Source organism: Cupriavidus sp. MEYA8 (genome assembly GCF_059278825.1).
Genome location: NZ_CM181221.1, coordinates 3,555,457 through 3,567,563, shown reverse-complemented (window position 1 = coordinate 3,567,563; position 12,107 = coordinate 3,555,457). Strand labels below are relative to the sequence as shown.

Below are 12,107 nucleotides of genomic sequence, written 5' to 3'. Positions count from 1 at the left end.
CAAAGTTCAGAATTTTCAGCGGCGCTGCGATTTGACAGTAGAGGAGTTCTGCCAGCAAACTTCAATATTGTACTGAACGTTCAGCACAATCTTTGGACACCACTCGCTGACAGCGCCTGAAGGAGACCCGCATGGAGACCCGCATGTCGTACCCGACCTCTACTGCCGCGGCCTTCGCCGCAGCCCTCGTTTTCGCTGGCGCGTCCGGATCGGCCAGTGCCGCGCCTACACCGCCCAACCCGGCCAGCGACGCCACGGCCCGCGCCCAGGCCGCCGTGCTTCAGCAACTGCCGTTCCAGAATCAGCGTGATTTCGAGGACGCGCGCCGGGGTTTCATCGGCACCATCGACAGCGGCGAGATCCGCGATGCGCAAGGCAGGGTGGTGTGGTCGCTGGATTCATACCGCTTTATCGACAAGGATGTCGCACCGGCGACGGTCAATCCCAGCCTGTGGCGGCAGGCCCGGCTGAACATGAACCACGGCCTGTTCCAGGTGACCGACCGCATCTACCAGATCCGCGGCTTCGACATCTCCAACATGACGATCATCGAAGGCGACAGTGGCCTGATCATCATCGACCCGCTGACCGCCACCGAGACCGCCCGCACCGGCCTGGAGCTGTACTACAAGCACCGCCCCAGGAAGCCGGTGGTGGCGGTGATCTATACGCACAGCCATGCCGATCACTTCGGCGGCGCCAAGGGCGTGATCAGCGAAGACGACGTCAAGGCGGGGAAGGTCAAAGTGCTGGCGCCCGAAGGCTTCATGGAAGAGGCGGTCAGCGAGAACGTCTTTGCCGGCAATGCGATGAGCCGCCGCGCCCAGTACATGTATGGCGCCAACCTGCAGCGCTCGGCCACCGGCCAGGTCGATGCCGGGCTCGGCAAGGCGGTCGCGCAGGGCACGCTGACGCTGGTGCCGCCGACCGACCTGATCGCGAGGACCGGCGAGACCCGCACCATCGACGGCGTGCAGATCGAATTCCTGATGGCGCCCGGCACCGAGGCGCCGGCCGAGATGCTGATGTACCTGCCGCAGTGGAAGGCGCTGTGCGCGGCCGAGGATGCCACCCACAACCTGCATAACCTGTACACCATCCGCGGCGCGCAGGTTCGCGACGCCAACCAGTGGTGGCGCGCGCTGGACGAGACCATCGACCGCTTCGGCGGCCGCACCGAGGTGCTGTTCGCGCAGCACCACTGGCCGACCTGGGGCCGCGACAATATCGTCACCTACCTCGGCAAGCAGCGCGATGGCTACAAGTACATCCACGACCAGTCGCTGCGGCTCGCCAACCTGGGCTACGTGCCCGCCGAGATCGCCGAGCGTGTGAAGCTGCCGCCGTCGCTGGCCTCCGAATGGCACCTGCGCGACTACTACGGCACCGTCAGCCACAACGCCAAGGCGGTCTACCAGCGCTACCTCGGCTGGTACGACGCCAATCCCGCCAACCTGAACCCGCTGCCGCCCGAGGATGCCGGCAAGCACTACGTCGAGTACATGGGCGGCGCGGCGCGCGTGCTGGAGCGGGCGCGCGCGTCGTATGCGCGCGGCGAGTACCGCTGGGTGGCAGAGGTGCTCAAGCACGTGGTCTTTGCCGACCCCGACAACCAGGCCGCGCGCCGGCTGCAGGCCGATGCGCTGGAGCAGCTCGGCTACCAGGCCGAGTCGTCGACCTGGCGCAATGCCTACCTGACCGGCGCTGCCGAGCTGCGCGACGGCGCGCCCGGGTCCACGCGCCGCACCGGCAGCCCCGACGTGCTGCGGGCGATGACCGACACCATGTTCCTGGACTACCTGGCGATCAGCCTGAACGGCGACCGTGCCGCGGGCAAGACCGTCGCGATCAACTGGGTGCAGCCCGACACCGGCAAGCGCTACGCGCTGACGGTCGAGAACGGCGTGTTCCGCTACAAGGCAGGCGCGCAGCATGCCGCACCGCAGGCCACACTGACGATGCCGCGCGCGGTGCTGACCGGCGTGCTCTCGGGGCAGACCACGCTGCAGGCGGAGACCCAGGCCGGCCGCGCCAAAGTCGGTGGCGATCCGCAGGCGCTCGCTGCATGGGTGGCACTGATGGACAAGTTCGAGCCGAGCTTCGCAATCGTCACGCCGTGAGCGCGGGTCTCGCCGCGTAGGGCAGGGGCAGGCGGGCGCTATTGCGCAGCCGGCCCCTAAACCCTCGTATCTTTCAGGGTTTTTTCCGGCGCGCGGCATAAAGCGTTGCGCCGACGCAGCGTTTACCCGGCCTGGCAATGTCTTCAGCCTGGGTTTCTTAGTGGTTAACCCTTCGTTTAGGGGGCGTCCTCTACGATTCTGTATCGTCGGTGAAACAGTCCTTCTCATACCCGCCGGATAATGCATACGGCAGTAAACGAATGAGGAGTAAGAGGACTATGAAATCGACCTACAAGAAGAAGATGCTGGCGGCTGGCGCTGTCATGGCGCTGACAGGAGCCGCACAAGCACAATCGGCCGGCAGCAATATCGTCAGCCTGGGCTGGTTCCGCGTGATGCCGAACAGCTCCGCCGACCCGATGACCGTCGACAGCATCAATGGCCGGCCGGTCAACATGACCCGCGCCAACACCGGCGCCGATATCGAGAGCGCCGACACCTTGGGCCTGGCGTTCACGCACTTCTTCACGGACAACATCTCGGGCGAGCTGGTCGCGGGCACTCCGCCCAAGCATGACGTCACGGGTACCGGCGAGTACGCCAAGTACGGCAAGCTCGGCTCGGTCAAGCAGTGGAGCCCGGCGCTGCTGGTCAAGTACCACTTCTTCGACGCCAGGACCAAGTTCCGCCCGTATGTCGGCATCGGCGTCAACTACACCTGGTTTACCGACGAAACCATCACCAACCAGCAATTCGTCAATGGCGCGTTCGGCATCCCCGGCGCCAGGATGACCGCCAGCGCCAAGCCGTCGTGGAATCCGGTGTTCAACATCGGCGCCAACTATGCGATCAACGACAACTGGTTCCTCGGCCTGTCGGTGTCGTACCTGCCGCTGTCCACCACCGCCACGCTGACCACGCAGGCTGGCCCGGTGACGATCATTTCGCATACCAAGATCAAGATCGACCCGGTGGTGACATTCCTGAGCGTGGGCTACCGCTTTTGAGCGCAGCGCCACGGCCAGTGCAAAAAGGGACGCCCGGGGGCGTCCCTTTTTGCTGCAGGCCTGCCGCTTATGACACCGACTTGACCGGATAGCCAGCGTCTTCGATGGCGTGCCGCAATGCCTGCGTGTCGGCGCCGCTGTCCACGCGCACGGCTTGGGTCGGTACGTCGGCGCTGACCTTGGCGGCCGGATCAACCGCCTGCACGGCACGCGTGATGGCGCCGACGCAATGGTTGCAGGACATGCCTTCGACCTGGAACTGGATCATGCTGGAAACCTCCTGAAGGGTTGAATGGCGGCACGGCGCCGCGACAGACATAGTGTGAACCTTGCCATGGTGGGAAGCGCAAGAGGATTTTTAAAGTGGCGGGAAATGCTGTTCCGCCCTTGACCTTCCCATGATGGTAAGGTTCATGATGCTGACATCGACACTGTGGATGATCCAGAACCATGACAAGTTCCAGCGCTGTGCTCGCTCCGCAACCCGCCAAGAACTTTGACGACACGCCCGAATGGCGCCTGGCGGTCGAGGGCATGACCTGCGCCTCGTGCGTGCGCCGCGTGGAGAACGCGCTGGCGCGCGTGCCGGGGGTTCACGACGTGGCCGTTAACCTTGCCACCGAGGCCGCCACCCTGCATGCCGACTCCGCTGCCGTGCTGCCGGCCGCCGCGCGCGCCGTGGCCGATGCCGGCTATGCGGTGCCGCAGGACACCGTCGAACTGCAAGTCAGCGACATGACCTGCGCGTCGTGCGTCTCGCGCGTGGAAAAGGCGCTGCGCGCCGTGCCGGGCGTGGTGGAGGCGCAAGTCAACCTGGCCACCGAACGCGCCACGGTCACGGTGCTGCGCGGCACCGCCGATGACGCCGCGCTGACTGCCGCCGTGGCGCGCGCGGGCTATGGGGCCACGCCGGCGGCTGGTGCCGAAGCCGGCGCAGTTGCGTCGACGCAAGCCGCGCGCACGCCTGCGTTCTGGGACGGCCCCTGGCCGGTGGCGATCTCGGCCGCGCTGTCGCTGCCGCTGGTCGCGCCGATGGTGCTGGCATGGTTCGGCGTGCACTGGATGCTGCCGGCCTGGGCGCAGTGGCTGCTGGCGACGCCGGTGCAGTTCGTGTTCGGCTGGCGCTTCTACAAGGCTGGCTGGAAGGCGGTGCGCGCGGGCGCCGGCAATATGGACCTGCTGGTGGCGCTAGGCACGACCGCGGCATACGGGCTGTCGCTGTGGCTGATGTGGCGCACGCCTGCCGACGCCATGCCGCACCTGTACTTCGAAAGCACGGCGGTGGTGATCACGCTGGTGCGGCTCGGCAAGTGGCTGGAGACGCGCGCCAAGCGCCAGACCGCCGAGGCCATCCGCGCGCTGGCGGCATTGCGCCCCGATACCGCGCGCGTGCGCCGCGGCGGCGAGGAAATCCGCGTGCCGCTGGCTTCGGTGCGCGTCGGCGACGAGGTGGTGGTGCGCCCGGGCGAGCGCATCCCGGTTGATGCCGAGGTGATCGAAGGCAGCAGCCATGCGGACGAATCAATGCTGACCGGCGAGAGCGTGCCTGTGCCCAAGAAGCCGGGCGACCGGCTGACCGGAGGCGCGATCAACTTCGAAGGGCTGCTGGTGGCGCGCACCGTTGCCGTCGGCGCCGAGACCGTGCTGGCGCGCATCATCCGCATGGTCGAGCACGCGCAGGCGGCCAAGGCGCCGATCCAGCGCATGGTGGACCAGGTCAGCGCGGTGTTCGTGCCGGTGGTGCTGGTGATCGCGCTGCTGACGGTGCTGGGCTGGGGCCTGCTGGGCGGAAACTGGGAAGCGGCGCTGCTCAATGCGGTGGCGGTGCTGGTGATCGCCTGCCCGTGCGCGCTGGGGCTGGCCACGCCCACCGCGATCATGGCGGGCACCGGCGCGGGGGCGCGTGCCGGCATCCTGATCAAGGACGCCGAGGCGCTGGAAGTGGCGCATCGCGTCAGCGTGGTGGCGTTCGACAAGACCGGCACGCTGACGGTCGGCAAGCCCGAGGTGGTGGCGCTGCATGCTGCCGATTCTTCCGATGCCGACGCCGATGCCGACGGCGGCGCGCTGCTGGCGCGTCTGGCCGCGCTGCAGGCCGGCAGCGAACACCCGCTGGCACGCGCGGTGCTGGCCGCGGCGCAGGCGCGCGGCATCGACGTGCCCAGGGCCGAGGACGTCAAGGCGCTGCCGGGCCGCGGCATTTCCGGCGTGGTCGACGGCCAGGCGCTGCAACTCGGCAGCGAACGCCTGCGCGAATTGCTCGGTGCTGACGCGGGTACGCTGGCACCGGTGGCGCAGCGGCTGCAAGGCGAAGGCCGCACCGTGTCGTGGCTGGTCGAGACCACGCCGTCACGCGTCGTCGGGCTGGTTGCGTTTGGCGATGCGATCAAGCCGGGCGCGCCCAAGGCGATCGCCCGGCTGCGCGCGGCGGGCGTGCGCACCGTGATGCTGACCGGCGACAACGCCGGTGCGGCGGCGCGGGTAGCGCGCGAGCTCGGCCTCGACGAGGTGCAGGCCGAGGTGCTGCCCGAGGACAAGGCCGCGCGCGTGCAGGCGCTGGGCCAGGGCGGTGCGGTCGTGGCGATGGTCGGCGACGGCATCAACGATGCACCGGCGCTGGCGGCCGCCGATGTCGGCATCGCCATGTCGACCGGCACCGACGTGGCCATGCACGCAGCCGGCATCACGCTGATGCGCGGCGACCCGGCGCTGGTGGCCGACGCGCTGGCGGTCTCGCACCGCACCGTGCGCAAGATCCGGCAGAACCTGTTCTGGGCATTCTTCTACAACGTGGTCGGCATCCCGCTGGCGGCGGCGGGGCTGCTGAACCCGGTGGTGGCGGGCGCGGCGATGGCGTTCTCCAGCGTCAGCGTGGTCAGCAACGCCTTGCTGCTGCGGCGCTGGCATCCGCAGTCCAGAACGGCAGCCACGGCAGCCACCGCACAGGGAGGCAAGCGATGAATATCGGCGAAGCGGCGCAAGCGTCGGGCGTGTCGGCCAAGATGATCCGGCACTACGAATCGATCGGGCTGGTGGAGGCGCCGCCACGCACCGAGGGCGGCTACCGTCGCTATGACGAACGCGCGGTGCATACCTTGCGCTTCGTGCGGCGCGCCCGTAATCTGGGCTTCTCGCTCGACGAGATCCGCGACCTGCTGTCGCTGTGGCGCGACCGCGGCCGCGCCAGCGCCGACGTCAAGGCGCTGACGCTGAGGCACGTGGCCGACCTGGAGCAGCGCATTGCCGAACTGGCGGCGATGCGCGATACATTGCGGCAACTGGCGCAGCATTGCAGCGGCGACGACCGGCCGGATTGCCCGATCCTGGCCGATATCGCGGATGTGCCTGGCACTGGCGACGCGCGCCACGCGGCGCGGGAAGAACAGGGCTGTCACTGATCGCCTTGTGGCGTTTGGTGCAGTCACGCAACAAGACAAAGAACAATGCCGGCGCACACGCCGGCCCGGCCGCAGAGGAGACCGTAGCGCATGGCACAACCGATGACGGACGATCCCGCTTCCGCTGGCGCCGCCGGGGCCCGGGGCACCACTACAGCCCCTGGCCCCGCCATTGCGCACGCGCCGGTGCAAAGCCGCCAGCGCATGCGCGACGGCACCGAGCTGCTGCTGCGCACCTGGCTCCCCGATCCCGGCCGCTTTGCGGAACCGCTTGGCTCGGTGCTGCTGGTGCACGGGCTTGCAGAACACGCCGGGCGCTACCAGCACGTCGCCGAACTGCTGTGCGGATTGGGATTGCGCGTGCGCGCGTTCGACCTGCGCGGCCACGGCGCCAGCGGCGGCGCGCGCATGGTGGCCGACCATCCCGACATCTATCTCGAGGACCTGGCCGAGGTCTACGACGCCGCGCTGCATGACTGGAACGAGCTGCCGATCCTGCTCGGCCACAGCATGGGCGGGCTGATCGCGGCGCGCTTTGCCACCGCGCGCGTGCGCCCGGTGCGCGCGCTGGTGCTGTCATCCCCTGCGCTGGCGCTGCGGCTGGCGCAGCCGATGCTGGCGCTGCACCGCGTGCTGCTGACGCTGGCGCCGCGCCTGCGCGTGCCCAACCCGATCGACGCGCGGCACCTGTCGCACGATCCGGCCGTGGTGGCGGCCTACCGCGCCGACCCGCTGGTGCAGACCACCATCACCGCCAGCGTGCTGGAGAGCTTTATCCGCGGCATGGCGCAGGCACAGGCCGATGCCGCGCGGCTGGAGGCGCCGATGCTGATGCTGGTCGGCGGCGCCGACCGCGTGGTCGATCCGGCGGGCAGCCGCAGCTTCTTCGACAATGCGCCGCCCGACCTGCGCGATGAGGTCTGGTATCCGCACGGCTTTCACGAGATCTTCAACGAAGCACAGCCGCTGCGCGGCGAAGTGTTCGCGGCGCTGGGCGACTGGCTGCGGCGGCACTTGCAACCCCCTGCGGCCTCGGCGCCGCCATCGGGCTAGGTCCGGAACACCGACTCCGCCACGCCGAACACCGCGGCCACCACCGGGTCGTCGCGGCGCGTTGCCAGGCAGACCAGCGTCAGCTCGGTCTGCACGGACATGCCCTCGACGATCACCAGGCCGTGCGCATGCGACTCGCGCAGCGCAATCGAATCGCGTACCAGCGACAGTCCCACGCCGGAACGGACCAGGTCCAGCATCGAGGCTTCCTGGTCCACATGCGCTACCTTGGGTACCCCGGCCGCGTCGACACCCGCTTGCGCGAAGCGCTCGCACAGCAGGCGGTTATGCGCCGATTCGGGCGGCGTCCAGATCCACGGCAGCGTTGCCAGCTGTGCCCATGAGCGCAGCGCGGTGCGTTCCTTCCAGCCCTTGGGCGCGACCACGTAGTAGGAGAAGGGCGTCAGCGTAAGCGCATGGAAGCTCGCGTCGGCCGGCTGGCCGAGGTAGAAGCCGACGTCGAGCGCGCCGCTGCGTACCTGTTGCAGTACCCAGCCCGACATGCCATGGCGCAGCTCGGTGCCGATCTGCGGGTGGCGCTCGACCAGCGTGCGCAGCATCGGTCCCAGGCGCGTGAATTCCGGATCCAGGATGGTGCCGATCGCCAGCCGCCCGCGCACCGTGTGATGCATGGCATCGACGGTGTGCTGAAGGTCGCCCACGCCGTCGAGGATGCGCTCGGCCAGCGGCAGCAGTGCAGCGCCGTCCGCGGTCAGTGTCAGGCCGGCGGCGGTGCGTTCGAACAGCTTGATGCGCCACGCCGACTGCAGCGCCTTGAGCTGCAGGCTGACCGCGGGCTGGGTCAGGTGCAGGCGTTGCGCGGCGCGGGTCAGATTGCCTTCTCGTGCGACGGCGACGAATGCGCGCAGATGGTGGAGGTCCAATGCAATGAGGGCGTGTCGAATGTGCGAGTGGTGCGGCGCAATATTTAGCGCGGCTTATATTGCGCTTGACGATAAATCATTGGACGGGGCGGTGCAACTGCACCAAGCTTGCGCTCATTCCGGCCCGCTGCGCCATGCGCGGCAAGCGACGCTGCGGCGCTGTTATTACCGCGCGCAATGATTGCGGCCGATCCTCGATATCCAGTATCAAGCAGGAGTGGAAGTGGAAGACATCCTTGCAGAAGCCAGCGCTGTGCAAACTACCGTTGGACATTTCATCGGGGGCCGGCAGACGCGTGGCGCGTCGCAACGCCTGGCCGATATCTACAACCCTGCGATTGGCGAAGTTGCCGCACGCGTGGCGCTTGCTACCGCGCAGGACGTTGCCGACGCCGTGGCTGCCGCCAAGGCCGCGTTTCCGGCATGGGCCGAGACGCCACCGCTGCGCCGCGCGCGCATCCTGTTCAAGTTCAAGGAGCTGCTCGACCAGCACCATGACGACCTGGCCGCGCTGATCACGCGCGAGCATGGCAAGGTGTTCTCCGATGCCAGGGGCGAAGTCACGCGCGGCATCGAGGTGGTGGAGTTTGCCTGCGGCATTCCCAACCTGCTCAAGACGGACTTCACCGACAACATCGGTGGCGGCATCGACAACTGGAACCTGCGCCAGCCGCTAGGCGTGGTGGCGGGGATCACGCCGTTCAACTTCCCGGTGATGGTGCCGATGTGGATGTTCCCGGTGGCACTGGCATGCGGCAATACGTTCGTGCTGAAGCCGTCGGAGCGCGATCCTTCGCCCAGCTTGCTGATTGCCGATCTGTTGCGCCAGGCTGGCTTGCCCGATGGCGTGTTCAACGTCGTGCAGGGGGACAAGGAAGCAGTCGATGCGCTGCTGTCGCATCCGGATGTGCAGGCGTTGTCGTTCGTTGGCTCGACGCCGATTGCCGAGTACATCTATACGGAAGGGACCAGGCATGGCAAGCGGGTGCAGGCCCTGGGCGGGGCCAAGAACCACCTGGTGGTGATGCCGGATGCGGACCTGGACCAGGCGGTCGATGCGCTGATTGGTGCGGCTTATGGCTCGGCGGGCGAGCGCTGCATGGCGATCTCCGTTGCCGTGGCGGTGGGGGACGTTGCTGACAAGCTGGTGCCGCGGCTGGCGGAGCGGGCGCGTGCGCTGAAGATCCGTAACGGGATGGAGTCAGACGCCGAAATGGGTCCACTGGTGACCGGGGCGCACAAGGCCAAGGTCGAGGGGTATATCGCCCGCGGCGTGGAAGAAGGCGCGACGCTGGTGACCGATGGGCGGGGGCACAAGGTCGAAGGGCATGAAAACGGCTTCTACGTCGGTGGCACGTTGTTCGATCATGTGAAGCCCGACATGACCATCTACAAGGAAGAGATTTTTGGACCGGTCTTGTCGGTGGTGCGGGTGCATGACTTTGCCGAGGCGGTGGCGTTGATCAATGCGCACGAGTTTGGCAACGGCGTGTCGTGCTACACCAGCGACGGCGGGATTGCGCGGGCGTTTGCCCGGCAGATCCAGATTGGTATGGTCGGGATTAATGTTCCCATCCCTGTGCCTATGGCCTGGCATTCATTTGGTGGATGGAAACGTTCGCTGTTCGGCGACCATCATGCCTATGGCGAAGAAGGCGTGCGGTTCTATACGCGCTACAAGAGCGTGATGCAGCGGTGGCCGGATGCCATTGCCAAGGGGGCTGAATTTACGATGCCGGTGGCTAAGTAAGGTCTTGATTGGTTTTTGGTTTTTGATGCCAAGCCGCAGGCAAAGCACACATTCCAAACATAAGAAAGCCATGGAGACATTCGACTACATCATCGTTGGCGCCGGCTCAGCCGGCTGTGTCCTGGCCAACCGCCTGACCCAGGACCCTGACATCAACGTCCTCCTGCTGGAAGCTGGCGGCAAAGACGACTACCACTGGATCCACATCCCGGTAGGCTACCTGTACTGCATCGGCAACCCCCGCACGGACTGGCTCTACCGCACCGAAGCCGAGGCCGGCCTGAACGGCCGCTCCCTTGGCTACCCCCGCGGCCGCGTCTTGGGCGGATGCTCGTCAATCAACGGCATGATCTACATGCGCGGCCAGCGCGAAGACTACGACGACTGGGCCCGCCTGTCCGGCGACGACGGCTGGAAATGGGACAACGTGCTTCCGCTGTTCAAGCGCTGCGAAGACCACCACCGCGGCCCAAGCGAATTCCATGGTGCCCACGGCGAGTGGCGCGTCGAAGCGCAGCGGCTGCGCTGGGACATCCTCGAGCGCTTTGCCGATGCGGCGGAGCAAGCCGGCATCCCGCGTACCGACGACTTCAACCAGGGCGACAACTTCGGCGTCGGCTACTTTGAAGTGAACCAGCGCCGCGGCATCCGCTGGAACACCGCCAAGGCCTTCCTGCGCCGCGCGTCGGAGCGCCCGAACCTGACCATCGTCACCGGCGCGCAAGTCAGCGCGCTTACCTTCGACGGGCGCCGCTGCACTGGCGTGCAATACATCGGTGGCGGGCGGCCGCATGCCGCGGCGGCGCGGCATGAAGTCATCCTTTCCGCCGGCGCGGTCAATACGCCGCAGCTGCTGGAGCTGTCCGGCATCGGCGAGCCGGAACGGCTGCGCGCACTCGGCATCGAGGTACGCCACGCCTTGCCCGGCGTGGGTGAAAACCTGCAGGACCACCTGCAGCTGCGCACCGTGGTCAAGGTCAATGGCGTGCGTACGCTCAACACGCGTGCCGCCAGCCTGTGGGGCAAGTTGTGCATCGGCGTCGAGTACGCCTTCAACCAGAGCGGGCCGATGAGCATGGCGCCGTCGCAGCTGGGCGCATTCGCGCGCTCGGATCCGTCGCAGGCGCGGCCCAATGTGGAGTACCACGTGCAGCCGCTGTCGCTGGACAAATTCGGCGATCCGCTGCACGCGTTCAATGCCTTCACCGCCAGCGCCTGCAACCTGCGGCCGACGTCGCGCGGCAGCGTGCATGCGCGCAGCGCCGATTTCCGCGATGCGCCGGTGATCGCGCCCAACTACCTGTCGACCGATGAAGACCGGCGTGTCGCCGCCGATTCGTTGCGGCTGACGCGCCGCATCGTGGCATCGCCGGCGCTGGCGCCGTACCAGCCCGAGGAATACCTGCCGGGTGCCGCGTTCCAGACCGACGAAGAACTGGCCGAAGCCGCCGGCAGCATCGGCACCACCATCTTCCATCCCGTCGGCACCTGCAAGATGGGACGCGGCGACGACGGCATGGCAGTGGTCGACAACCGGCTGCGGGTGTTCGGCATCGAGGGGCTGCGCGTGGTCGATGCCTCGGTGATGCCGCTGATCACCTCGGGCAATACCAACTCGCCCACCATCATGATTGCCGAGCGCGCCAGCGACATGATCCGCGAAGACCGCCGGCGCGGCGCGGGGGCAGCGGGAGTGATGGCGCCAGCGCCACTCGCCGCGGCGGAAAACGCCTGAAGGTGGCAGGCGCGGGGTGCGCAGCATGGGAAATCGGGCGCGAAAGCATGGGGGCGCCAGGTGGCGTTTGCTGATCATGTGCGCCTGCAAAAAAACTGACACTTGGTTCATGTTTCATAGTGCAAACCCCGATGTTTTGCGATGCAACAGGCGCACACAA

General features: G+C 67.2%; 9 protein-coding genes. 7 read left to right on the top strand and 2 right to left on the bottom strand.

All coding sequences use genetic code 11. From position 1 onward, the window contains the following. Positions 1 to 131: 131 nt before the first annotated feature. Together AC5WJ1_RS16715 and AC5WJ1_RS16710 are read left to right on the top strand one after the other, a co-directional pair. Positions 132 to 2,120, top strand: coding sequence for an alkyl/aryl-sulfatase (locus tag AC5WJ1_RS16715; RefSeq protein ID WP_431189892.1), 1,989 nt, complete (start codon positions 132 to 134; stop codon positions 2,118 to 2,120). A 278-nt stretch (positions 2,121 to 2,398) separates the two neighbouring features. Beyond that, complete coding sequence (locus AC5WJ1_RS16710; RefSeq protein WP_494476227.1) at positions 2,399 to 3,127, top strand: OmpW/AlkL family protein; 729 nt, start codon at positions 2,399 to 2,401, stop codon at positions 3,125 to 3,127. Between the two features lie 67 nt (positions 3,128 to 3,194). On the opposite strand, the gene AC5WJ1_RS16705 is transcribed toward AC5WJ1_RS16710, so the two are convergent. Beyond that, positions 3,195 to 3,395 (bottom strand): heavy-metal-associated domain-containing protein, encoded by a 201-nt coding sequence (locus AC5WJ1_RS16705; RefSeq protein WP_063240048.1) that lies wholly within the window; start codon positions 3,393 to 3,395, stop codon positions 3,195 to 3,197. Between the two features lie 182 nt (positions 3,396 to 3,577). Between AC5WJ1_RS16705 and AC5WJ1_RS16700 the strand changes: the two genes are divergently transcribed. The 3 genes from AC5WJ1_RS16700 (at position 3,578) to AC5WJ1_RS16690 (ending at position 7,578) form a co-directional block, all read left to right on the top strand. Further along, the gene (locus AC5WJ1_RS16700) at positions 3,578 to 6,088 is read left to right on the top strand and encodes a heavy metal translocating P-type ATPase (protein WP_494476226.1); all 2,511 of its coding nucleotides are present in this window, start codon (positions 3,578 to 3,580) and stop codon (positions 6,086 to 6,088) included. Then, positions 6,085 to 6,525: a Cu(I)-responsive transcriptional regulator gene (gene cueR, locus AC5WJ1_RS16695; protein ID WP_133096571.1), complete on the top strand. Its 441-nt coding sequence runs from the start codon at positions 6,085 to 6,087 to the stop codon at positions 6,523 to 6,525. The genes AC5WJ1_RS16700 and cueR overlap by 4 nt, the downstream gene beginning before the upstream one ends. 90 nt (positions 6,526 to 6,615) lie before the next feature. After that, the gene (locus AC5WJ1_RS16690) at positions 6,616 to 7,578 is read left to right on the top strand and encodes an alpha/beta hydrolase (protein WP_494476225.1); all 963 of its coding nucleotides are present in this window, start codon (positions 6,616 to 6,618) and stop codon (positions 7,576 to 7,578) included. Here AC5WJ1_RS16690 and AC5WJ1_RS16685 read toward each other — a convergent pair. Beyond that, complete coding sequence (locus AC5WJ1_RS16685) at positions 7,575 to 8,462, bottom strand: LysR family transcriptional regulator (RefSeq protein WP_135706148.1); 888 nt, start codon at positions 8,460 to 8,462, stop codon at positions 7,575 to 7,577. The genes AC5WJ1_RS16690 and AC5WJ1_RS16685 overlap by 4 nt on opposite strands. 253 nt (positions 8,463 to 8,715) lie before the next feature. Between AC5WJ1_RS16685 and AC5WJ1_RS16680 the strand changes: the two genes are divergently transcribed. Then, on the top strand, positions 8,716 to 10,212 hold the full coding sequence (locus AC5WJ1_RS16680; protein ID WP_431189916.1) for a CoA-acylating methylmalonate-semialdehyde dehydrogenase: 1,497 nt from the start codon (positions 8,716 to 8,718) through the stop codon (positions 10,210 to 10,212). 70 nt (positions 10,213 to 10,282) lie between these two features. Then, positions 10,283 to 11,947: a GMC family oxidoreductase gene (locus AC5WJ1_RS16675; RefSeq protein WP_434033300.1), complete on the top strand. Its 1,665-nt coding sequence runs from the start codon at positions 10,283 to 10,285 to the stop codon at positions 11,945 to 11,947. Positions 11,948 to 12,107 lie beyond the last annotated feature (160 nt).

Coding starts and splice junctions, on each gene's coding strand:
- cueR (WP_133096571.1), top strand. CDS start 6,085: ATGAATATCGGCGAAGCGGCGCAAGCGTCGGGCGTGTCGGCCAAGATG.
- AC5WJ1_RS16710 (WP_494476227.1), top strand. CDS start 2,399: ATGAAATCGACCTACAAGAAGAAGATGCTGGCGGCTGGCGCTGTCATG.
- AC5WJ1_RS16675 (WP_434033300.1), top strand. CDS start 10,283: ATGGAGACATTCGACTACATCATCGTTGGCGCCGGCTCAGCCGGCTGT.
- AC5WJ1_RS16690 (WP_494476225.1), top strand. CDS start 6,616: ATGGCACAACCGATGACGGACGATCCCGCTTCCGCTGGCGCCGCCGGG.
- AC5WJ1_RS16705 (WP_063240048.1), bottom strand. CDS start 3,395: ATGATCCAGTTCCAGGTCGAAGGCATGTCCTGCAACCATTGCGTCGGC.
- AC5WJ1_RS16700 (WP_494476226.1), top strand. CDS start 3,578: ATGACAAGTTCCAGCGCTGTGCTCGCTCCGCAACCCGCCAAGAACTTT.
- AC5WJ1_RS16715 (WP_431189892.1), top strand. CDS start 132: ATGGAGACCCGCATGTCGTACCCGACCTCTACTGCCGCGGCCTTCGCC.